Below are 24,102 nucleotides of genomic sequence, written 5' to 3' on the forward strand. Positions count from 1 at the left end.
CTCAGGGGGAGGTTGATGCAGTGGTATGCGATTTAAATAACCGCCCAAGGAAAACATTAGGCTTTGAAACACCAGAAGATTTAATGGATAATTACTTGGCGGCACAAGCCGCATAAATGGTATGCACTTCAAGGTTGAATCCGCGCTTGTAAACATTAGTTGATCCAATATAATTAAAATAATAATTTGTTATTACATTTTTGGTTGTTTTTTCTTTGTGTTGCAAACACCTCCATATCTATTTATAAAAGCGCATTAGGTTTATTTTCATAAATAAAATCCCACTATTGGCACAGGTAACGCAAGCTAAATAACACCCACTTATTATCATTTCTTGGCTTTATAGCGTTCAATAAATCATACCCAAACTGGTCACCCCCTATAAGAATCAAGGTTTTCCAAAAGCCATGCCCAACCAGGATCAAACTATTTATATTTGCTAGAATTTTTCCTTATAATATGCATGGAAAATAGTGTTGCTGACAACCCATTTTGATAGAATGGCAGGCACAAAGAAATATCAGGTTACAGATTCATAATATTTTCTAAAAAATTTAATTATTTACCTTCACTCTTTTTGCCCACTTTAAGTAAGAAGCATTAAAAAACTACAGCCAAGCTGAATGAATATTTGGTGGCACCGCTGTCTGATGCGCAGAATTAAAAGGGTGGCGGCAAACAATAATTACTTTTTGGCCACTTGTTTTATCGCGGAATTTTTCTTACACTGCCAAAGTCACTTATAATAAAATACAGCGGGAATTTTCAGCAAAAATATAAGACAACACAACGAAAGCCACAAGGATAAAAACCTATTTTCGCAACCCTTTGGATTTTTTAACTTATGACTCATGGAAGTACTTCCAAGCATTCAAAAAAGAGATCCCTGCTTTTAACAAATACGGGCTCATTTCAAAGTAGAGAATTATTTAACTCCCAGCTTCTCTCATTTCTACGAAAAATTTTGTTAATTCTTGACAAAAGAACACCTATCCTAAACTATTTTTTTGAAAATCAACTTTGTGTAATTCCCCATCACTTTTAGATAACCGGCCATAGTGGGCAAAAATTATCGTATCAGGTTATTGGTACTATAGTTCGATTTACGTTACCCAGTGTGGTATGAATCAGTAAATTAGACCTGCGGACACCACTACAAAGTGACTTTCACTAGAATACCCATATGCTGATAAAATCCAAGCTTCTATTTGTGATGTAATCCAATTTTTTCGATATTCAGGAGCGATATCACAGATTGAGTGCATGCACTCTCTATTGTTGAATTAAAAGATATGACCGATTAGGAGGACTTTCGTACCACATAAAGTAAAGCTGGTACAAAAGATCAAAATGTAAAGCCGGAAAAGCTCCACTCTATGCGCTGAGGATATAATTACCGGGCCGAAAACAAAGAATACCCTCCTCTCTGGGCACGCTGTGAATACCTCCCTGTACGCTCGTAATCGGCATCCATGCCACATACGGTCCCGAGAGCAGGATATCTTTCCCTCCGCCTTATGCGTAGGTTCCTGATTGGTGGCACATCTGACCTGTCAAGCACTTCGCTTGAGGCGGCCTTCAAGATTCCCGTGTTGTGCCATTGAAGCAATTTGTTGCAAGCTAGCAAACAACCGTGGGGCATTGCGCCGTCAATGAAAGTAAAACCGGTTCGGATCTCAAACTATTTTCAAGATGACAGGAAAACTGGCAATCTTCGAGCTTAAGGCCAAAAAAATGGACCGGGACGGCATCAGGGAACCTTCCCTCGCACAGGGTCTGTAGAGGCTTTGGTGTAACAACTGTATTGACTGTATCATGATCGCTTTTCGCAAATTCTCGCAATAGGTCTTATCACTGCTTTTATCGTCACTTCCGGTTAGCCACTTTGGAGATAACTGTCACTCTAAATCAGTAAAAGCTAACTTATCCTGTAGTAACGCTGGCTACCATTGGGAGTGTAACTCTCCCCATATTTTCCACTCTGCATCACTTAAGAATTTACAAAGTGGTTTTTGTCGTTTTGATTGGGAGCATTTCCATTATCTGTGGGTAATCTGGGTGGGACCCATGGAGCAAGCCCTCCTGTCCTCGTGTATTCTCCATAAGCCCACTCGCTGAAATCACCCTTTATCAGTGCCAATGCCACGGAACCACTACAAGTTAAGCGACGGGCACTTTGTGCCGTACTCGCGCTTCATTTCCCGGGCCGGGCTGTCCAGGCACCAGTTGAGCCAATCCCAGAGAAACCAACGCCATTAATGCACCGGCGAAAAATACCACGGACGGAGCACTGAGCCAGAGCAAGCCAAACAGCACTGGAATGACAACAGCGGCAATATGATTAATGGTAAAGCTGACCCCGGCAGATGCGGCAATATCGCGTTCATCAACAATCTTCTAAAAGTATGTCTTAATGGCAATTGCCATGGAGAAAAATAGGTGATCAATGATATAGAGTGTCGCTGCCAGTATTGCACTCTCTACCAGCGCGTAGCCGGCAAGGACCAGTATTAAACCCATATACTTCAAAGTGAGGATGCGGCGCTCTCCAAAGCGCACAATAAGCTGGCCAATTTTTGGTGCTATATATAAATTGAGCAGATGGTTAACCGTATAGAGCCCAGCAATTTCCCCCCACGCTGTAGCCAAATTTTTCCACCATCAGGAAGCCGGCAAAGACGATAAAGATCTGCCGCCGCGCACCGCTCATCATGGTCAAGACATAGTAAAGCCAATAGCGCTTACGCAGTACCAGCTGTTTGCGCTGGTTGTGAGGTTAGGGAAACTGCGGGAAGAGCAGCCAGGCCATCAGGGCTATTGCCACCGTTGTGTCGCCACCGATCATATAAAGCCAGGTGTAACCCAAATCGGCCAGGTTCATCAGCCCCCAAACCAATCCATAGGCCATCAGTGCTGCAAACGATCCGGCCGCAACCATACGCCCCATCCAAATGGCTGAGGTCTGTTTGGGAAACCACTGCAAGGCCAGTGATGCCTGCAGGGTTTCGTAAACATGAAAGCCCGTGGACATTAACAGTGTGGTGAGCAACCGCCCAGCCAGGGAAGGGTAAAAACCCGTCAGCATTACCCCAACACCGGTCGCTATTAAAGAAAGCAGCGCCAAACGCTGCTCCCGAATCCAGAACAAAACAAAGACCATCAGGAAGGCAAGAAAACCGGGAATCTCCCGCACACTTTGCAAAGGTCCAATATCTGCACCGGTAAACGCAACCTTCTCGATCACAAAATTATTGAGTAGCGTGTTCCAAACTGAAAATGAGAACGGCATGGAAACCGCGAGCATCAACAGGAGCGCTTCCGGTCGACGAAGGGTTTGTAGCATGGGTAAACTCCAACAGCGGATGGGGCAATATAGATTGTTAACGACAAGGGGTTCATTGAGCGATACAGTAACCAGAGAGCAGGATGAAAGCGGTGTTGCATCACTGCCAGCGGTGCGGCCACAAGGTCTGTTTAGAAAAAACTGCCACGTCTTCGCCTATGCTGTCTTCAACAGCCACCATATACACCGGCGTTATTTATATGCGGGCAGTCAGTATCGAATCACCCTTGGCGGATCAATCATTAATAAAAAGCTTCTGGAGTAAGTAAATGCTCACTAGCAAAAAGCACTTTGGCCTGGTCCGACAAGCCATTCTTTATATTGCGCTCTTGATTTTGACGTCATTTCATACGCTGGCGCAAGAAACCGGTCTGCCAGGCCAGCTGACATTGAAGGAGTGGAAGGTACCGTGGAAAGGGCTGCCAAGAGACCCTTATGTTGATAACAAAGGACAAGTCTGGTTTTGTGGGCAGGCGGGCAACTATATCGGCCGGTTTACGCCCACAGGCGGAGCATTCAAGCAGTATGAGGTACCTGAAGGTACCCACCCGCACAACCTGATTGTGGATAAACCGGACCAGGTTTGGTACGCCGGTAATCGCAACGCGCATATCGGGCGCCTGGACCCGGAAACCGGTAAAATCCGCCAATACCCGATGCCTAAGGGTGTCGATGACCCCCACACACTGGTCTTTAATCGGGAAGGCAATATCTGGTTCACTGCCCAGCAGAGCAATCGCATTGGTCTTCTGAATGTTAGTAATGGGGAAGTCCGGGTTGTTACACCGCAAACTGCCAAAGCGCGCCCCTACGGTATCAAAATAGACCCACAGGATCGTCCCTGGGTAGCGCTGTTTGGCACTAATAAACTGGCCTGGGTAGATCCAAAAAGCATGACCGTCACCGAAATCACTCTCCCCCGCACCAATGCCCGCCCACGACGATTGGAAATCGATCCATCTGGCCATATCTGGTATGTGGATTATCCGGAAGGTTACCTGGGCCGCTATGTACCAGACACAAAAGCGTTTAGTGAGTGGAAATTTCCCGGCGAGAACCCACGTCCCTATGGCATGGCACTGGATAGCAAGGGGCGGATTTGGGTGGCGAATACCGGAAAAATTCCGAATACCATCCTGGCTTTTGATACAGGGTCGGAGAAATTTATCAGCGAGACCACAGTACCCAGTGGTGGAAATATCCGGCATATGTATTTTGATAACAGGGATGGAAGCTTTTGGTTTGGGGTGGATACCGGGTATTTGGATCAGGGGATACCCAAGAAGTGACTCTCTAGCAGTGTGTTGAAAAACCTTCTGTGGCCTTTCTCAACCCGGGCTTGCGGCGCAAGTCCGCAAACCCTCCACGACAAATCCAGCACTGACATGCTTGATTTGCGGCCCCTCGGAGAAACATACTACCGGGTCGGAAGCAAGGAATAACCTCCTCTCGGGACACGCTGTGAATACTTCCCTGTACGCTCGTAATCGGCGTCCATGCCTCATACGGTCCCGAGATAAGGGTATTCTTCCCTTCCACCTTGTGAGTAAATCACAGCTTCCAACTGTGGAATAGATTAAACCGGTGATTATTTTGGAGGGCAACACGCTATCTGCGAGGCAACTTTGCTAGCCTTCCATCAGCTTACTGACCTCAGCTTCAATCGCCTCCCCCCAAACCTTATATTGATCGGGATTGGGATGTAAAAGATCTTTCATGACAGATTTTTTAAGTACTCTATTTCCATCCAGAAAGTGCTCATTAATATTCAGCCAGTAGACCCTGTCATTATCGGCATAACCCTTAATGATATCATTGGTCGCCATTGTCAGCTGCCTATAGATATCTGCATCTGTTTCTCCTCTTGGGAAAATTGCCAGCATGAGTATTTTGGTATTTGGCAACCGCACCTCCAACTCATTCAAAACCGCTTTAATGCCCCTGGCGGTCAGCTCTGGTGCCTCTCTCCTGTGACCGGCATTGTTTGTACCCAGCATCATCACCAAAAGTTTCGGATCAATGTTGTCTACGGCCCCGTGCTGCAGTCGCCATAGAACATTTTCGGTCTTATCACCAGAAAATCCTATATTTAATGCCCTGCGATCACCGTAAAATGCCTGCCAGTCATTTTTACCGGTAACATCCCACCAGTGGGTGATTGAATCCCCGAGAAACACCAAGTCAACCTGTTTCATTTCCTCTTTCAAAGCCAGCTTTTCTTTGTGCCGGTCCATCCACCAATCTCCCTCTTGCATAGCAGGTGTAATGGAGTCATCACCGGTTAGAGTAGGCTGAATAACTGCGGCCGTATGATTGGCTTGGCAAGCCGTCAACAGCAATAACATCAAAGCGCCGGCCACCAAGTTTATTGCTCTCATCGGATTATTCCTCTGTGAATCGCTTTTACGGTTGAGATTGATTGTACGTTATCAGATATTAACTTGTTATTGCTGCCTTCGATATTATCTGCCCCCTCATTGACCCAAAAACAGTATCGGTAAGCTCCACCATTGAAGCGACGTCACTGGCTAGCAAAAGCAAATCTTGCGTAATATATTGCAAGGTTTGCTTTCAGCTGCTGAATAAACTTTTCCACCTGGAAGCCACATTGATCAAGACCTACGGCATAAATAGTGGTCGACTTTACCGTGTGTTCGGCCTCAACTTCTCCCGCAAGGCTGGTGAAAATACCTTTAGTCTTACTGCCACCAGCACTGATACAACGGCTAACCCGTATTAACGAGGGTCATTGGGGTAGTAAGACATGCGCTCCGTATTGATGTCTTCAATCATCCACTCTTCACAAATACCACTACTTATCTTGTAGTCATTTCATGGATTACTGTCTAAGCCTCGAAAATTGATATCCATTAACGCAAGGCGCTCAGCATGAACCTTCAAACGCTCGGTGAATTTATCAAAGTCTCGCTGCTCTTCAGGCTGATTTAGCCACAGGACTTCAGACAGGGCAGAAGCTCTTGGAAAAGCCATATACTCAACATGTTCAGGGGTCTTCATATACTCGGTCCACAGTTGACCCTGGGCGCCTAAAATATGACGAGCCTCGGCTTCTGACAGGGCACGGGGAATCGGATTGTAGTTGTAGACTTTTTCCAGAGGCAGAAAGCCTCCAATTGCCAGGGGCTCTTCGTCTTTATCTCCTTGATAATAGTCAAAATAAGTGTAGTTATAGTCGGCCATCACCACATCGTGACCGGCTTTAGCCGCGGCAATACCGCCTTTATCTCCTCGCCAGGACATTACCGTTGCCCCTGCAGCCAGACCGCCCTCCAAAATTTCATCCCAGCCGATAAGACGACGGCCATTTTCTGACAGGAACCTATCAAATTGCCTGATAAACCAGCTTTGTAATTCGTGCTCGTCCTTTAACCCACGTTCTTTCATAAGCGTTTGAATACGGGGACTGTTTTCCCACAGCGTTTTGGTGGCTTCATCACCGCCCACATGAATGAATTCACTGGGAAATAAATCCATCACTTCAACAAACACGTTTTTGAGAAATTCAATCGTTTCCAGCTCTGGATTATAAATATGATGACTAATACCCCACTCGCGCTTCACGCCAATTTTTTCATCGCTGCTGGCCAGTTCCGGATAGGCAGCGATGGCAGCCTGAGCATGCCCAGGAAGTTCGATTTCAGGAACAACAACCACATGTCTTTTCTGAGCGTAAGCCACGATATCGCGCACTTGATCCTGGGTGTAAAAGCCACCATAGCGCTGGCCATCATACCGATGGTCGCCCTCAGCTGGAGACCAAAACAGGAGTTTCTTCCACCAGGGTCTCTTGGGCCGATCATTATAGTGGCCAAGCATAGTTTCATCACGCCAAGCACCGATTTCTGTCAGTTTCGGGTATTTTTTAATCTCAATACGCCACCCCTGGTCTTCAGTCAGATGCCAGTGCAGCTTATTCATTTTGTGTAATGCCAGCTGATTGATGAATTTTTTTATAAATTCGACTGGCATAAAATGACGACCGACATCCAAATGCAAGCCTCGCCATTCAAAACGCGGGTAATCAGTAATATCCACAAACGGAAGCGTCCAGTCCATGGTCTGCGCGTTACTGGAAAATATTTCGACCGGTAATAGCTGTCGCAATGACTGTACGCCGTAGAATAATCCGGCAGCATCGTTGGCGCGAATCTGAACACCGTTGTTATTCACCGAGAGTTCATACCCCTCTTTCCCCAGCGGCTGTCCATCTAACAGGAGTGCATCTTCAACAACCGTCAGAATAATTCCTTCAGCACTTGCCGCTGATGCCTCTTCTAGATCCAGCTCAGATCCCATTGCCGGGGACAGGGACTTCACGAGGTACTGGGCAACCTCTTCCGAACCGCCATGATAGTAAATTTTCGTTTCCCGGCTGAGCCTGTAATGCCCAGCGCTCTCTGTCATCTGGACCGGTGCCGGGATAATAGTGATTTCACCGTAGCAGGGGAAACTTAACGCCATCAAGCAAGTCAGCAAAGAGAGACATTGCCCAACTCTTTTTGACCCCATTATTTTTTTTCTTGAACCAACCATGTGAAATCCTCATCAAGCAGAGACTTAACCAATGTAAATTGGTCGATAAAATCTATAATTACTAGTAAGACGAAAGGATATTGATTGTTTTACACAATAAATCTTTTCATTTCGACAATCAAATCAGTTCAACAGCCAAATACAACTGCTGTATACCTCGCTGAATCGGTAAAACATGCATCCTTAACCCCCTGGGTCTGAATAAGCTTTTAATGACATACTCTTCCTCGATTTCAAGGCTGTGATCGAGGTATGCACATTTCTCGATAACCTCCCTGCCGAAACTGAGCACTCGCTGGCTCAGGGGCTTATTATTCTCAATAGCCGTTACCGCCTGCAAACCAAATCCTGCGAGTGCGCTCATCAATTCGGAAAGTAATTCAACGTTGTCATTTTTAAGCAGGGTTGATCGCGAGAAAGTCTCTTCCAGCTTCTGGTGATTTAAGCTCCAGGTGGTGAGCTGTTGTTTCAGTGCCTGAATCTCCTGATCCCCCAGCTTTTTAGTGATTAGACGCTCTATTTGCCTATTGAATCGCCAGGCCACTTCACTCTCTGGTGGAATATGCTCCAAAAACCGCGCAACGGGGTAACTTTCCTCTGCAAACTCCGTAAACCAGGTAAGGCCTGTAATATGCGCAAAGAGCCGTCCGTACTCGTTATTGATATGCTCCGATGCAGGCTCTGCCACCGAAGCGAGTACCGTCAAGGCATCCACATTCCCGCCATTTCCGGCCAGAGAGACCATTGCCTTGACGGGATGGCTGCGATGCCTTAAGCCCAGCTTTTCCAACTGATCAGAAAAGGCAAACAGCCTGGTATATAAATTATCTTCACCCATCGCATCGCAAACGGCTCTGGGTGACCAAAATCGCTCAGCAATAGCCGCAGCTCTTGGCCAGTTACGCATATCGACCGTGTGGGCGTTGATATGCTCACTCCAACTGGCTGCTTCACCACCAAGAAAGTTTTTCTCTACTGTATCACGCTGCTCAGCGTTTAGCCCATCGATAACTACATCCAGTGGGTCGCGCTGGTAATGGGCATAAGCCGTGTGCATTAAATCCAGGTAATAGCCCCCCGAAACCAGCAGCGGGTGTCGAGCGGACTCACCGGGAAATCTCTGTTTCAGCCAGATATGCAGCACGGCATCTTCAGGCATGGTTTTGTGAAGGATTTCCTCCCAGCCTATGGCCACTTTGCCTAAATCTGTCAGTATGTCGTAATATCGGCGGATAAAATAAGCCTGCAAATCTTGAGGCTTCTCAAGGCCGTTTGCGCGCATAAATGCGAGGATTTCATCATTTTTCAACCAGGCATCATAATTAACCTCATCGCCCCCCATATGAAGGTACAGATCGGGAAACAGCGCAGACATTTCTCCGATTAGTGTTTTGATAAATTGAATATTTTTTTCTTTGGTGGGATCCAGAGGATCAGAAAATAGCTGGTCTTTTTTATAAAGTTGATACGCTTTTCCCGCTCGACTGGAAAGTTGCGGGTAGGCGATTTGCCAGCTTCGACTGTGTCCGGGAAGATCAAATTCAGGCACCAACCGTATCGCTCGATCGGCTGCATACTCCACCAACTCGGCAATTTCATCCTGACGGAAATAATCGCCGTCAGAGCCCAAACTGTTCAACAGTGGAAAGCGCAGGCTCTCAACGCGAAAACTCTCATCGTCGCTTAAATGCAGGTGAAGGACATTCATTTTTGCCGCCGACATCGCATCCAGCTGCCGCTTAATCACAACGGCAGGCATCCAATGACGAACTACATCCTGCAACAGGCCGCGCCACTTAAAACGTGGCGCATCCTGAATATTCACGGCGGGCCAACGAATTCCCCCCTGCTCAACCCGGGCCAATTGCAACAGTGTCTGCAGGGCGTGCAAGGCGCCGTAGCCACTGGTTGAAGAGATACGGATAGCCTTCGAAGAAATATTGAGCTGATAGCTTTCATCGGTGTTAATCGAGGGGTAGCGCCCAGTTACACCAGTGACGGTAATCTCAATATCCGCTGCCAGCGCTTCAAAGGGTCTGGCCATTGCAGTACCGAGTTCGCTCAACTGCAAAGAGGTCTCAAGCATCAGGCCGAGCTGTTCAGAAAAGCGTCGGGCACCGCGTGCAACACGCTCAAGTTCCCGCCCATAGATAGTGATACGGTAATCACGCTTCAGCTCAAAGTGCCCCTGCGTCCGCTCAATGTCAGCGGGTATAGGGAGTAAGGAACCTGTCGCCGGCAACGAATGCACGACGCCAGAAGCAGACAGGGTGATGAGTACAAGTGCCAACCCGAACCACCATTGCACCCTATCTGCCAATAGCTTCTTCATTAATACCCCTGCTGCCTTGTATAGGAGCGAAGCCTTTGCGGCATCTGGCAGCAAAGCTTCAAATTACTGCAAAAATCTGTACGGTAATAATTGCTGTAAGGTACAGGGCATGATAATCTCGTTTTTTATAAATTAAAAGATTTTTTGTATATGGAATTTGTATTATAGCAAAGGCTCGCCAAGCCCCTATACAAATAGCTGGAGCACGCTATGCAGCAGTTTCTATCCCTGTCATCCGGGCTGATCCTGGCAACGGTTGTGGCAGGCTGTGCCACCAACCCCCTCCACTGCACCAGTGCCTGCAAGGCGATAGCCCCGCAGCACCAGACACTGAGTGCGCCACAGAAGCTGAATATTTACGACTATGAAGCGCTGCCTGACATACTCTATGTGGCGACCAACGGCCAGCCGGGAAACTCGGGGACCGAACAGGCACCACTCAACAGCCTGGCCAGCGCCTTGGCCCGGGCCCGGGCCATTCACCGCGATGCACCAGGGACTCCACTGACCATTGAACTGTTGCCAGGCACCCACTACTTAGAGGAATCACTGGTTATTGGCGCATTAGACTCCGGCTCACCACAGGCACCACTGGTTATTCGGGGTTCTGCCAAGGGGAGGAGCCAGCTAAGCGGCGGTCGCCGCCTTAAGAATCTCTGGCAGCAGACGGCCGATGGCACTTGGTGGACCACGGTTGAAGGCCCCAGCTTCGACCAGCTCTTTATTGAGGGCAACAAGCAAATCAGAGCCCGCTACCCCAATTACAATCCCGAGGTAGCCGTGTTTAACGGCCACACCACCGCTGCTGATATCAAACGCAGGGCAAAAACCTGGAGCAACCCCGAGGGCGGCTACCTCCACGCGCTACACGGGGCACGCTGGGGCGGGTTTCACTATCAAATCACCGGGAAGAATGACGATGGCTCCTTAAAATTGTCTGGTGGCTGGCAAAACAACCGCCCTGCCAATGGCATGCATAAAAACTATCAATTCGTGGACAATATCCGCGAGGAGCTGGATCAAGCTGGAGAGTGGTACTACGAAGAGAACAGGGCCCGACTGTATATTAAGCCTCCCGAGGGAGTCGACCTCAATCAGGCCAAGGTGGAAGTGGCTGGCCTCAAAGAGCTGATCATTGTGCGCGGCAATAGCAGCAAGCCGGTGAAACATATTAGTATCGAAAACCTGACACTTGTCCATGCGGGTGAAAGCTTTATGCAAACCGCCGAGCCTCTGTTGCGCAGTGACTGGACCCTGTATCGCGGAGGCGCCATCTTTATTGAAAATGCCGAGGATGTTCAGCTCGACAATAATCGCCTGATTGATCTCGGCGGCAATGGGGTTGTGGTTTCCGGTTATGCTCGCAACATTCGCATCACGACAAGTCACTTCTCTCAGCTCGGCGCCAGTGCCATTTCTTTTGTCGGCAAAGCATCCAGCGTGCGTTCCCCAGCGTTTCAATACCACCAATCCGTTCAATTATCAGACATGGACAGAGAACCGGGGCCTCAGAGCCCTGAATACCCTTCGCACTCTCTGGTCGAGGACAACTTGATTCATGACATTGGCCGCCTGGAAAAGCAAAGTGCCGGCATTCAACTCTCCATGGCAGCAGAGATAACCCTGCGTCACAATAGTATCTACAACGTACCAAGATCCGGTATCAATATCTCAGAGGGCACCTGGGGGGGGCATGTTCTGGAATTTAATGACGTCTTCAATACAGTGTTGGAAACCGAAGATCACGGCGCATTTAACAGCTGGGGAAGAGATCGATTCTGGCATCCCAATCGCTGGATTATGAATCGCACTGTTGCAAAGGACCCTTCCCTACCCTCACTGGATGCGATTAAAACCACTGTGATTCGGAATAACCGCTTCCAGACTTCTCACGGTTGGGATATCGACCTTGACGACGGCTCCAGCAACTATCACATCTACAACAACCTTTGTCTTGAAGGTGGACTCAAGCTGCGCGAAGGCTTTCATCGAACCGTTGAGAATAATATCTTACTCAACAACGGCTTTCATCCACACGTCTGGTTTAAAAACAGCGGTGATATTTTCAGAAAGAACCTAGTTATGTCGGCCCATGCCGATATTCGCATCAGCGACTGGGGAGCAGAGGTGGATAGAAACCTCTATCTTTCCCGGCACGACTTACAAACAGACCAAGCAAAGGGGGTGGACAGCAATAGCCTCTTCGGAGAACTTGGCTTTGCGAATTACCAAACAGGGAATTATAGTGTCGTCAATCTGGACAGTGTCGCGGCGATTGGCTTCAAAAACTTTCCAATGACCCAATTCGGGGTCAAAAACGTAAAGTTAAAAGCGATCGCCCAGCAACCTGAGTTCCCAAAACCTGAAATTGTCCGTAACAATCGGCTCAGTCAATCCAATACATGGTTGGGGCTGGAAATTAAAAATATTGAAACCCTTGGGGAGCGATCCGCGGCGGGTCTCAAAGAGACGGCTGGCGTCTTGATTCTTTCCGCACCAGTCGCATCTTCGGCGCATTATTTCGGGCTTATCGATGGCGATGTGATAATCTCCGTTATCGCCAACGGCTCACCAATCCCCGTTTACACAGTGAAGGATCTTCTCAGCGTAGAACGCTCAATCATTGCTTCACTGACTGTTGTCCGAAACCAGAAAAACATCCTGGTTCACCTTGAGCCCGAATAAGTCTTGGCCAATACAACACGCTCTTGAAGACTGGGAGGTGCCGGGCAAGTATGTTAAAGCCAAACCCGCTCGCAACAGGTCATATTTGACCAAGACTGGCGCGAGTTTTGCCATCAGTTCAAGCGCGGGCAGTAGTGGCTGGGTAGGGTTGCCGGGCCTGCACCTGCGGCATATACCAATCGTACTTGCCCGGCTATGCACATGAGTCCACAGACAACCGTCAGACCCAGGGGGCGTCTGTACAGATTGTGATTCTAAAGCAATGCCGGTGTTTTCGGCACTGTCATTGATAAGAATGGAGACACTGCTTGTTCGCTGAGGCGAGTCGGGATTAGCCGTGTACTGAATCAGGAATCTGCAATCTGCGCAATCAGTTTTATATCCGAAAGGGAATCCCTGTCCTGAATTCGAAAAACAGTGAAGGGAGAGGGGAATGTAAAAAATCGTATAGATTTTACCAGAAGCTGAACTGGCTTTGCGCTATTCAATATGCAGCAAACTTAGGGAGAGACCGAAGCGTGAAAATAAAAATAATACACTCCATGGTATTTTTGGCAACCGCCGCTGTTTTAGTCAGCTGCAGCTTGCCGGGACAAAAAGCGATCACCAATGCTCCCCAGACAAAACCCGCAGCAGCCAGCAAAGACGACCGCTATCAACCTCATTGGTCGTCGCTCAATACCAGGGAAATACCCGGTTGGTTTGGTGATGCCAAATTTGGCATTTTCATACACTGGGGCCCTTACTCAGTCCCGGCCTACTCTCCCAAAGGCACCTATGCCGAATGGTATCAATACTGGCTGCAAAGCAGGAGTTTGTTTGGCAACGGTGAGTTTAACGGCGAAGAAATCAGTCGCTATCACAAAAAAACCTACGGGGAAGACTTCAGCTACTATCAGTTTGCTGATGATTTCCGTGCGGATTTATTTAATCCAGAGCAATGGGCAGATCTGTTCAAAGACGCCGGTGCCAAATATGTGGTATTGACCTCGAAGCATCATGACGGCTTCGCGCTCTGGCCCAGTGAGGAAGCCAATGGACGCGGATTCCCCTGGAACAGCTACGATACAGCGGCCAAACGAGACATTGTCGGCGAACTCAGTCATGCGGTAAAGAATAGCGGGCTGAAGATGGGCCTCTATTACTCACTCTACGAATGGTATCATCCACAGTGGAAAGGCACTCGGGGAAATAATAACGCCTATGTCGATCAGCATTTCACACCCCAGTTTAAGGATTTGGTCGAAAGCTATGAGCCCGACTTACTCTGGGGAGATGGCGAATGGGATATGCAGTCTGAAGACTGGAAAACCCCGGAATTAATCGCCTGGTTATTTAACGATTCCAAAGTGAAAGACACGGTGGTCATTAATGATCGATGGGGAAACGATACGCGCCAATCACCAGGCTTCACCGGTTATCTGACCACCGAGTATGAAGCACAATCTCTCGACGGGGTGTGGGAAGAGTGTCGCGGCCTGGGCTTCTCTTTTGGCTACAACCAGAATGAGCATGCCGCTGATTACAGTTCCGCGCATGCGCTTGTGTTAAGCCTGATAGATATCGTTAGCAACGGCGGTAATTTGCTTCTCGATATAGGACCTGATAGCCGGGGAAATATCCCCGTTATCATGCAGGATCGCTTGTTGAGTATGGGCGCTTGGTTGAAAATCAATGGCGAAGCCATTTATGGCACGCAAAAATGGAAGCGCCCCACACAGTGGTCCGAAGGACGCCGTGACTACAAACCTGAAACACACTATGTGGGCAATCACAACATCTTTAAGTTAACCACTGATCCCGAACCCGGCTACGCTGTCAAGCAGGTTTTCTTCACTCAGAAAGTGAACGCGGATGAGAATAACTTGTACGCCATTTTACCCCAGTGGCCAGAATCTGAATTAACCCTAAAAGGCGTCCAGGCCAGCCCTGACAGCAAGATAACACTGCTGGGTTCGAATCAGGATTTGAGCTGGGAGAACAGGGGTGGAAACTTGATTGTGACTATGCCCTCATTCTCCCCCAATCACTACAGCAGTGAACAGCAGTACGCCTACACCCTGCGAATCACCCAACCCAAACACTAATAACGACAGGTATTATTGTGATTAAGGCAAGCCGTAAAGCACTCCTTTTATGCACACTGTGTACGCCGGTATGGCTATCGATCACCGTATCGGCGGCCATCAGTCCTGCCCATGTCCAGCCCCTAAGCCCCAGTGACAGCCCTGACACGATTATTGAAAAGGCTGCCAATGTCATCCCCAGTGATCGACAGCTGGCTTATCAAAAACGTGAATTTAGCGGTTTTATCCACTTTGGCCCCAACACCTTTACCGGTGTCGAATGGGGAAATGGCAGGGAAGATCCCGCGGTTTTCAATCCAACCGCATTGGATACCGACCAATGGTGTAAAACCATGCGGCAAGCCGGCATGAAGACGGCGGTGATTACGGTGAAACACCACGATGGCTTTGTATTGTGGCAAAGCCGCTACACCAAACACGGTGTAATGTCCTCCCCCTTCCAGGGCGGCAAGGGAGATATACTCCGTGAAATGGTCAACGCCTGCCGGGCTGAAGGGTTAAAAATAGGCGTTTATTTGTCCCCCGCCGATCTTTATCAAATGGAATCAGATCAGGGGCTTTACGGTAATCGCAGCACTTATTCTGAGCGCACCATTCCCAAACCGGTTAAGGGCCGCCCCTTTTCAGACGCGCGTACTTTCCGCGTTAATACTGACGACTACAATGAATATTTTATGAGCCAGCTATTTGAAGTCCTGACCGAATACGGACCCATTCATGAGGTCTGGTTTGATGGCGCCCACCCTAAACGCAAAGGGGGCCAAGCGTATATTCGCGACGAATGGTACAGCATGATTCGGGAACTGGCCCCCGAAGCGGTTATTTTTGGCGGGCCTGATGTGCGCTGGGTTGGTAATGAAGCCGGGGATATACGCGATTCTGAGTGGAGTATTATTCCCACACAGAAAGGAAAAATTAATCTCGACCGACCCGATAAGGATCTCGGCTCCCGCGATCGTCTTTTTGATCCAAACTACGAAGTCTATGGTGAGGAGCTGGTCGCCAATCAGCTCAACTATATCATTGCCGAAGTGGACACCTCCATCCGCGATGGTTGGTTTTATCGTGACGACACCCATCAGGACGTCCGCAATGCCGATGATGTCTTCGATATTTACGAGCGCAGCGTGGGGGGCAATGGTGTTTTCCTACTGAATATCCCACCCAATACCGAGGGCAAGTTCTCCCGTCGAGATGCCGATGTCCTCAATGAAGTAGGTAAGCGTATTCGTGAGACCTATAATACCAATCTGCTGGAAGATGCCTCCGGCCCCGTTGAAGTGCTCGATGACAATGAAAGCAGCTTTTGGCAAACCTCAGACAATCAGCGCAACTTTGAGCTCAACCTAAAGCAGCCGGTAACCTTAAACCGCTTTGTGTTGCAGGAAGCGATTGCCTGGAAAGGACAGCGAATCGAACAACATGCCCTGGATGCCTGGATCGATAATCAATGGCAAGAGGTCGCTAAGGGCACCACCGTTGGCTATAAGAAGATCCTTCGATTTGCCGACGTAACGACGGATAAATTGCGACTGAGAGTCCCCCAAAGCCGTTTGCAGGCAACGGTCATGTCGATCTCAGGCCACTATTACCGCCCGCGGCCAAGCGCGGTTGTTATCAGTAGGACCCGCTTTGGCAAGATTCAGTTGGGCGCACCTGAACATAACTTCGACTGGAATCCCGCAGAAAAACGCTTTGACAGCAAGGCCCAGCTGCGCCAGACCCGCTTTCATTACACCCTCGACGGCAGTGCTCCAACCTTGGACTCCCCACTCTATAAAGCGCCCTTTGCGTTTGATGGCGGCACCGTTAAGGCCAGAGCCTTTCTCGGCAACGCGCCGGGGGAAATCTCGACCCGGTTGTTTAGCATCCGTAAAGACAGCTGGAAATTACTGTCCGCAAGCAGCGCACAGCAAGGTCCATGGTATCAGTTTTGGAACGGCAAACACTCAGCTGAGAAAGCATTCGATGGCAAAGCCAACACCTTCTGGCTCAGTGCCCAGTTGGATCAGGAAAAGCAGGAGAAGCACTACCTGGCCCTGGATCTTGGTAGTCAGCAGGAAATTAGTGCCCTTAGCTACTTGCCCCGGCAGGACCAAGCCATTGCTGAAGGCATGATTGAAGCGGGCTATATTGAAATCAGCGACGACGGTAAGAGCTGGAAAAAATTGGAGCCTTTCCAATTTGGCAATATCCTGAACAACCCTGTGGAGCGCATCCACTACTTTGAAACAGCCATCAGCACCCGATACATTAAAATTACATCCACTGGTGGCGCTCAGGGAACAGGTTTTGCCGGAGCCGCCGAGATTGGGTTCTTACCCTGAGCTTCAGGGCATTCGCACTAAAGCCGCTGTACCGTCGTTGCGGGCAGCGGCTTTTTTGTGATCAATCAACGCGACTGAACAAAAGATGCTGAACGGCTAATCTTAATCACATAGGCGTGCGCGTTTGCCGCCGTCTCCGGCCAATGAAAGGTGATATTTCCATCCTGGTGCTGCCAATCAAGTTCACCCTCAAATCCCAGCAGGCTGACGGTCCCTATTTTGCCAACCGGCGTATCGAGTAGTGTGACACGCTCAGCAGAAGGCGCACTCAACAGTGTCGCATAGAGTGCGTCATCTGTGGCTGTATAACGCACATCGCCCCCCTCTTTCGTCTTCCCCTCGGCCCGTATCCAGGGGCGGGTTTTATAGATTGCCTCGCTATTCACGGCCATCCATTCACCCAGTCCTTTTAACCGGTCTAACTGGATATCCGGTATAGTGCCGTCAGCCTTGGGACCAATATTCAACAATAGATTGCCATTCTTGCTCACCACATCAACCAGAAAGTGAATCAACGCCTTGCGCGAGATCGTGGTTTGTTCGGAATCCAGTTGGTTGTAACCATAGGAATACCCCAGGCCCCGGCTGGTTTCCCACTTAAACGGCTGAATGTCTGCATAGGTTGCGTATTCCGGGGTAGCGAAATCTGGCTTAATTTCTGCTCTGGAAATGTCTCTCCAGCGATTATTAATCACTGCGTGAGGTCGCTGTTGGCGGTAGCGGTGAATAATATCAACAACCCGGCTGCCCTCTGGATAGCTGATATCATTCCATAGAATATCGGGCTGGTAGCGCTCGACCAGCTCTTCCAGTTGATTGTCAGTATTGTGAATAAAATCCTCGGGATAAGCGTGCCACCCCAGTGGCGTGAAGTCGTAGCTGGCATTGTAAGACCAGTCGATGCCTCCGGAGAAGTACAAGCCCATGTGCAAGCCCGCATTCCTAACTGCCTCGCTGAGTTCACCCACAATATCACGACTTGCACGGGCATTTTCACGAGGGATATTGGCACTCGGGTATTGACTGGGCCACAGTGTGAAACCGTCGTGATGCTTACTGACCAACACCACATATCGGGCACCAACCTGTTCGAATAGACTCGCCCAGGATTGAGGCTGCCACTGCTGAACCGCCTGGTTAAAGGTCTTGGCAAAGTTGTAGTAGTCAAAGTCTTGACCAAATTGCGCGCGATGATAGTGCTCGGTCTTCCCGCCTTCCTTTTTCAGATTGTGCAAATACCACTCGGCGTAGGCGGACTCCACTTCCCCGCCATTTTTGATAAATTCCCACACTTCTTCCAGAAAGCTCCTAGAAACATCCGGGTAATGTTCCACGGGCGCATAGCCTGGCACCGAATATAGACCCCAGTGAATAAAAATCCCCAGCTTCGCATCCTCATACCAGGCCTCTGTCTCTCCCTCTTCCACCGGATCATAGGCCAGCGCCGATGCGCCCAGTAGCATTCCCAACAATAAACAGCCCAAATTGCGCACAGATACACCCCCTAAATGTTAATCAGATAAGCACCGGGCATTGGAGGCCAGCCGCCAAAGGATCACCTTGCCCGGTAACCCTACAGTAAATGATTGCTGTACGTCCGTAGGGGACTATGTTACTCTTTTTTTAGAAGGTAAAAACTATTTTTATTTATGAAAAATACTACTTCTGCAATAAATACCTTGGGCAACACCACATTAAGTGTGGGTGAGCTCGGCTTCGGCTGCGCGCCGCTGGGGAACTTGTACCGGGCCATTAGCAACCAACAGGCCAAAAACACTCTCGAAGCGGCCTGGAACAGCGGCATTCGGCTCTTTGACACGGCCCCGCATTACGGGCAGGGCTTGTCTGAGCGGCGCCTGGGCGATCTGTTGCGGCAAAAACAGGATCAGGGTTATGTGCTGTCAACCAAGGTCGGTCGCTTGCTGAGACCGGCAGGTTACCGTGCACAGCGGCACGGCTTTCACTCGCCGATGCCCTTTGACAGTCATTATGACTACAGCTACGACGGTATCATGCGCTCCTTTGAACACAGCCTGCAACGCCTGGGGCTTGACCGTATCGATGTACTGCTGATCCACGACCTGGGCCAGGCAACCCACGGGGCCCACCACCGACAGCACTTTCACACTTGCATGACCAGTGGCTACAAAGCGCTGGATGCGCTTCGACGCGATGGCCGTATTAAAGCCATTGGCATGGGCGTTAATGAATATCAGGTCTGTGAAGCCGCTATGGCGCACGGGGAGTTTGACTGTTTCCTGTTAGCGGGGCGTTACACGCTCCTGGAGCAAGGCGCACTGACGAGCTTTTTACCCAAGTGTGTCGAGCGCAACAGCGCCGTTATTATCGGCGGCCCTTTTAATTCGGGTATCCTCGCCAGCGGCACTCAAACCAATGCCGCCCCCAATTACAACTACCAGCCAGCCCCCGCTGAGGTCATTCAAAGCGTTGAACGGATAGAAGCCGTCTGCCGCCACTTTCAAGTGCCATTGCCTGCGGCGGCCCTTCAGTTTCCTCTCGCGCACCCGGCTGTGTGCAGTGTCATTCCCGGAATGTGCTCAGCGGAGCAAATTCAACAGAGCATTGACCTGTTGAGTTACACGATCCCCGGCGAATTTTGGGCAGAGCTTAAATCTTGTGGGGCAATCGGCGAATTCGCTCCAGTACCGGGTGAGAAATTACGATGCGGATAGATAGCCATCAGCACTTTTGGCTGCTAAGCCGCGGGGATTACGACTGGCTGGGCCCCAGCTTTGAAGCACTGTATCGCGATTTTTTACCCGACGATATCAGAGGCCATCTGCAAGCCAGTGACATTGATCAAACCATTCTGGTACAGGCCACAGATAAACTGGCAGAAACGCAATACCTGCTCAGTTTGGCCGATGAAAATGCGTTTATTGCCGGCGTCGTTGGCTGGGTGGCGATGGATACCCCCGCGGGCCAGGCGGATCTTCAAAAGCTGAGTCAGCAACCCAGGTTTTTGGGAGTTCGCCCGATGCTGCAAGATATTAACGACCGCAACTGGATGTTAAAGCCCGAACTCGATCCAGCATTTCAAATTTTGCTCAGGGAAAATCTGAGTTTTGATGCTCTGGTCAAACCGGAGCACCTGGACAACCTGCACACCCTGATGTTGCGCTATCCAAGCTTAAGCGTCGTCATTGATCACGGCGCAAAACCCGATATTGCCGCAGGAGAATTTGATCCCTGGGCCGAGAATATAAGCCGCATCGCCAAAGATACCAACGCCTATTGCAAGCTGTCTGGCCTGCTCACCGAAGCGAATCACAGCGCCAGCCGTGCAGAAATTCAGCCCTACATGCAACACCTGCTGGCTTGCTTTGGCCCGCAGAGACTGATGTGGGGCAGCGATTGGCCAGTGCTCAATCTTGCCTCCGACTACGCGCACTGGCAATCGATAGTACAAACTTTTATTGCCCCGCTGCCCGCTGACGATCAGGCCGCCATCATGGGCACAAGTGCCCAGCACTTTTATCGGCTGCACAAGCGCCACTCTACCATTTGACAGCTCGGGAAAAAGACCCGCTGTTAAGACGCACCTTTTTGCTTAAACACAACAAACTGATGGCATTCATGAACACAACGACAGCCCAGGACAAACGACTGATTGCTTTAAGTGATGAAGACAATGTACTCATCTGCTGCCGGCCAATTAAAGCGAATGAAGTGGTAATGATAAACGGCACCGAAATGCAATTATCAACCGCCATTGGCGTTGGCCACAAGGTGGCACGCCAAGCGATCACCAAGGGGGAAAAGATTGTTCGCTGTGGCATGCCGATAGGCTCGGCCACAGTGGAGATTGCACTCGGCCAACATGTTCACATGCACAATATCAAGAGTGATTACATTCCCTCTCACGATAGACATGCGGTTCAAGGTAAAATATGACAGAGATACTTGGTTACCCCAGAAAAGATGGACGCAAAGGTATCCGCAATGTTGTTGTCGTCGCCTACCTAGTGGAGTGCGCACACCACGTGGCCCGCCGCATTGTCGAAGGTGCCAATCACACCGACATACAACTGATTGGGTTTCCCGGCTGTTTTCCTAATGATTACGCCCTAAAGCTTATGAAGCGCCTGTGCACACACCCCAATGTGGGTGCTGCTCTACTGGTGTCTTTGGGCTGCGAAGGCTTTAACCGCAACACCCTGCACGAGGAAATTGATGGCAGCGGCCGACCGGTAAAAACCCTGGTCATCCAGAAAGCAGGCGGCACGCGGTCCAGTATTGATCAGGGCTTGGACTGGGTGTTATCCACACAGGCACAGATAGCGACACAGCCCCAGGTTCCTATGGGCATCAATGAATTGATTGTCGCCACCATCTGTGGTGGATCAGACGGAACCAGTGGCATTTCCGCCAATCCAGCAGTGGGCAGAAGCTTTGACAAGCTGGTCGATCAAGGTGCCACCTGTATTTTTGAAGAGACCGGTGAATTGATTGGCTGTGAACACATCATGGCCGAGCGCTCTATCACCCCAGAATTAGGTGCGGAAATTCAAGCCTCTGTCAATAAAGCCGAGCGCTATTACAGCAAGATGGGCTATGGCAGTTTTGCCCCCGGTAATGCCGATGGTGGCCTTACCACCATTGAGGAAAAATCCATAGGCGCTTACATGAAATCGGGATCGGCGCAAATAAGCGGAATGATTAAACCCGGAGATATACCCCCAAACGGTGGCCTGTATCTGATGGACGTGGTTCCCGATGGCGAACCAACTTTCGGCTTTCCCAATATTTCAGACAACGCTGAAATTGTGGAAATGATTGCCAGCGGCGCTCACATCACACTCTTTACCACCGGTCGCGGTTCTGTGGTTGGCTCTGCCATTTCTCCGGTGATCAAGGTCTGCAGTAACCCGGAGACCTTCGCTCAGCTCAGTGATGACATGGATATTAATGCCGGAAAAATTATTTTAGGCGAAGCTTCCCTGGATGAAGTAGGCGAAGAGATTTACCAAAAAACCATTGCTGTTTCCCAGGGACAAGCCAGCCTGTCCGAAACCCTTGGTCACCAGGAATTTATCCTGACCTACAAAAAATTTGATGCCATAGGCCCTGCCTGCCTACCAAGTCATTAAATAGAGACAACGCATGAACCTGAGACTGAGTCACAAAACAGCCGTCATTACCGCCGCTGGTGCGGGCATTGGGCGAGAAACAGCTATCCGATTCCTTTCCGAGGGCGCCACTGTGTGGGCAACGGACATCAATGCTTCAGCGCTGGAAGCGCTCAGTGCAGAACACCCATCCATTCACACCTGTGTGCTCGACGTTACCGATGTCGCGGCCATCGCGCAATTTTCAGGGAGAATCGGTAACATCGATATACTGTTCAACTGCGCCGGATTTGTGCACAACGGCACGATTCTCGAATGTGACGAGCAGGACTGGAGTTTCTCTTTTGATCTCAATGTAAAATCTTTTTTTCAAATGATAAAAAGTTTTCTCCCCGGCATGCTGGCCCAGCAGAAAGGCAGTATTATCAACATGTCTTCAGTTGCCTCCAGTATTAAGGGTGTTCCCAATCGCTTTGCGTACACCACAACCAAAGCCGCAGTCATTGGTCTGACCAAGTCGATCGCCGCTGATTTCGTCACCCAGGGAATACGCTGTAATGCGGTCTGCCCGGGCACTGTGGACACGCCGTCGCTACAGGACAGGCTAAATGCCTTTGCAGATCCCGCCCAGGCGCGCAAAGACTTTGAGGCCCGACAACCCATGGGGCGCCTCGGCCAAGCCGATGAAATTGCGTCACTCGTCCTCTACCTGGCCTCGGACGAATCCAGCTACACCACCGGGTCCATCAATATGGTCGATGGTGGTTGGAGCATTTAACGTTACAGATATGCACGGGCACTTGCGCAACATTGATTGAAAGATAGCGAGGATACAACCTTGAAACTTTTACGCTACGGGAAAAAAAATCACGAAAAACCCGGTATGCTGGACAGTGATGGCAATATACGCGATCTGTCAAAGTTCGTTGACGATATTGATGGGGACTTACTGGCTGGGGACAAGCTCCAAACGCTGATGGACTTGGATCCAAGTACCCTGCCCCTGGTTGGTCAAAAAGTGCGTTACGGTGCCTGCGTAAACAATGTCGGGAAATTTTTATGCATCGGATTGAACTATGCCGATCACGCGGCAGAAACCGGTACTGAAGTTCCCGAAGAGCCCGTGGTTTTTTCAAAGTTCACCAGCGCCATTTGCGGTCCCAATGACGATGTTATGATCCCCAAGGGCAGTGAAAAAACCGACTGGGAAGTTGAGCTGGGCATAGTAATTGGCAAAGCGGTCGCCTATGCCGATGAGACAGTTGCTGAGGAAGCGATTGCCGGCTACTGCGTTATCAATGATATTTCCGAACGCCAGTTTCAGCTTGAGCGCAGCGGACAGTGGGATTTGGGCAAGGGCTGTGACACTTTCGGTCCCCTTGGCCCCTGGCTTGTCACCAAGGAGGAAATCAGCGATGTTGGCAATCTGTCCATGTGGCTGGACGTCAACGGTATCAGACGCCAGACCGGCAACACCAAAACCATGATCTTCAAACCCGCCTATATCGTCAGCTTCCTCAGCCAGTTTATGAGCCTGCAACCGGGAGATGTCATCTCTACCGGCACACCGCCAGGCGTGGGCCTCGGCTTTAATCCACCCATTTATCTGAAAGCCAATGACACCATGTCGCTGGGTATCGAAGGACTCGGGGAACAGCACCAGACAGTGATTGCCACCCCCTAA

Annotated in this window: 17 protein-coding genes; 11 read left to right on the forward strand and 6 right to left on the reverse strand. The window is 49.7% G+C overall.

The window, feature by feature from the left end; translation table 11 throughout:
* Positions 1-2,397 precede the first annotated feature (2,397 nt).
* On the reverse strand, positions 2,398-2,649 hold the full coding sequence (locus ACL7TT_RS18220) for a hypothetical protein (protein ID WP_413397562.1): 252 nt from the start codon (positions 2,647-2,649) through the stop codon (positions 2,398-2,400).
* A gap of 127 nt (positions 2,650-2,776) precedes the next feature.
* Positions 2,777-3,343 (reverse strand): hypothetical protein, encoded by a 567-nt coding sequence (locus ACL7TT_RS18225; protein WP_413397564.1) that lies wholly within the window; start codon positions 3,341-3,343, stop codon positions 2,777-2,779.
* Here ACL7TT_RS18225 and ACL7TT_RS18230 point away from each other — a divergent pair.
* Both ACL7TT_RS18230 and ACL7TT_RS18235 read left to right on the forward strand, forming a co-directional pair.
* A complete protein-coding gene (locus tag ACL7TT_RS18230) occupies positions 3,342-3,608 on the forward strand; it encodes a hypothetical protein (protein ID WP_413397566.1) in 267 nt (88 codons plus the stop codon). The two genes, ACL7TT_RS18225 and ACL7TT_RS18230, sit on opposite strands and share 2 nt — an antisense overlap.
* Before the next feature lie 4 nt (positions 3,609-3,612).
* Positions 3,613-4,632, forward strand: a complete 1,020-nt coding sequence (locus ACL7TT_RS18235) for a Vgb family protein (protein ID WP_413397568.1) — start codon at positions 3,613-3,615, stop codon at positions 4,630-4,632.
* A 339-nt stretch (positions 4,633-4,971) separates the two neighbouring features.
* Here the strand turns inward: ACL7TT_RS18235 and ACL7TT_RS18240 are convergent, their stop codons facing one another.
* The 3 genes from ACL7TT_RS18240 to ACL7TT_RS18250 all read right to left on the reverse strand — a co-directional run bounded on the left by ACL7TT_RS18240 (position 4,972) and on the right by ACL7TT_RS18250 (position 10,229).
* Positions 4,972-5,721 (reverse strand): GDSL-type esterase/lipase family protein, encoded by a 750-nt coding sequence (locus ACL7TT_RS18240; protein ID WP_413397570.1) that lies wholly within the window; start codon positions 5,719-5,721, stop codon positions 4,972-4,974.
* Positions 5,722-6,175: 454 nt separating this feature from the next.
* The gene (locus tag ACL7TT_RS18245; RefSeq protein WP_413397572.1) at positions 6,176-7,897 is read right to left on the reverse strand and encodes a beta-N-acetylhexosaminidase; all 1,722 of its coding nucleotides are present in this window, start codon (positions 7,895-7,897) and stop codon (positions 6,176-6,178) included.
* Between the two features lie 118 nt (positions 7,898-8,015).
* The gene (locus tag ACL7TT_RS18250) at positions 8,016-10,229 is read right to left on the reverse strand and encodes a beta-N-acetylhexosaminidase (RefSeq protein WP_413397574.1); all 2,214 of its coding nucleotides are present in this window, start codon (positions 10,227-10,229) and stop codon (positions 8,016-8,018) included.
* Positions 10,230-10,439: 210 nt separating this feature from the next.
* Here ACL7TT_RS18250 and ACL7TT_RS18255 point away from each other — a divergent pair, with 210 nt between their 5' ends.
* The 3 genes from ACL7TT_RS18255 (at position 10,440) to ACL7TT_RS18265 (ending at position 17,328) form a co-directional block, all read left to right on the forward strand.
* The gene (locus ACL7TT_RS18255) at positions 10,440-12,914 is read left to right on the forward strand and encodes a right-handed parallel beta-helix repeat-containing protein (protein WP_413397576.1); all 2,475 of its coding nucleotides are present in this window, start codon (positions 10,440-10,442) and stop codon (positions 12,912-12,914) included.
* Between the two features lie 518 nt (positions 12,915-13,432).
* On the forward strand, positions 13,433-15,001 hold the full coding sequence (locus ACL7TT_RS18260; RefSeq protein ID WP_413397578.1) for an alpha-L-fucosidase: 1,569 nt from the start codon (positions 13,433-13,435) through the stop codon (positions 14,999-15,001).
* A gap of 17 nt (positions 15,002-15,018) precedes the next feature.
* A complete protein-coding gene (locus ACL7TT_RS18265) occupies positions 15,019-17,328 on the forward strand; it encodes an alpha-L-fucosidase (RefSeq protein ID WP_299941703.1) in 2,310 nt (769 codons plus the stop codon).
* A 65-nt stretch (positions 17,329-17,393) separates the two neighbouring features.
* On the opposite strand, the gene ACL7TT_RS18270 is transcribed toward ACL7TT_RS18265, so the two are convergent.
* A complete protein-coding gene (locus tag ACL7TT_RS18270; RefSeq protein ID WP_413397580.1) occupies positions 17,394-18,821 on the reverse strand; it encodes an alpha-L-fucosidase in 1,428 nt (475 codons plus the stop codon).
* A gap of 156 nt (positions 18,822-18,977) precedes the next feature.
* Here ACL7TT_RS18270 and ACL7TT_RS18275 point away from each other — a divergent pair, with 156 nt between their 5' ends.
* The 6 genes from ACL7TT_RS18275 to ACL7TT_RS18300 are packed head-to-tail and all read left to right on the forward strand — an operon-like array spanning position 18,978 to position 24,102.
* Entirely contained in the window at positions 18,978-20,021 is a 1,044-nt protein-coding gene (locus tag ACL7TT_RS18275; protein ID WP_413397582.1) for an aldo/keto reductase, read from the forward strand.
* On the forward strand, positions 20,012-20,857 hold the full coding sequence (locus ACL7TT_RS18280) for an amidohydrolase family protein (RefSeq protein ID WP_413397584.1): 846 nt from the start codon (positions 20,012-20,014) through the stop codon (positions 20,855-20,857). Before ACL7TT_RS18275 ends, ACL7TT_RS18280 begins: the two co-directional genes overlap by 10 nt.
* A 38-nt stretch (positions 20,858-20,895) precedes the next feature.
* Positions 20,896-21,243, forward strand: a complete 348-nt coding sequence (locus ACL7TT_RS18285; RefSeq protein ID WP_413397586.1) for a UxaA family hydrolase — start codon at positions 20,896-20,898, stop codon at positions 21,241-21,243.
* Complete coding sequence (locus ACL7TT_RS18290; RefSeq protein ID WP_413397588.1) at positions 21,240-22,439, forward strand: UxaA family hydrolase; 1,200 nt, start codon at positions 21,240-21,242, stop codon at positions 22,437-22,439. The genes ACL7TT_RS18285 and ACL7TT_RS18290 overlap by 4 nt, the downstream gene beginning before the upstream one ends.
* A 13-nt stretch (positions 22,440-22,452) precedes the next feature.
* Positions 22,453-23,196, forward strand: coding sequence for an SDR family oxidoreductase (locus ACL7TT_RS18295; RefSeq protein WP_413397589.1), 744 nt, complete (start codon positions 22,453-22,455; stop codon positions 23,194-23,196).
* Positions 23,197-23,256: 60 nt separating this feature from the next.
* Positions 23,257-24,102, forward strand: a complete 846-nt coding sequence (locus ACL7TT_RS18300) for a fumarylacetoacetate hydrolase family protein (protein ID WP_413397590.1) — start codon at positions 23,257-23,259, stop codon at positions 24,100-24,102.

Source organism: Microbulbifer jejuensis (genome assembly GCF_047289955.1).
Lineage (GTDB): Bacteria > Pseudomonadota > Gammaproteobacteria > Pseudomonadales > Cellvibrionaceae > Microbulbifer.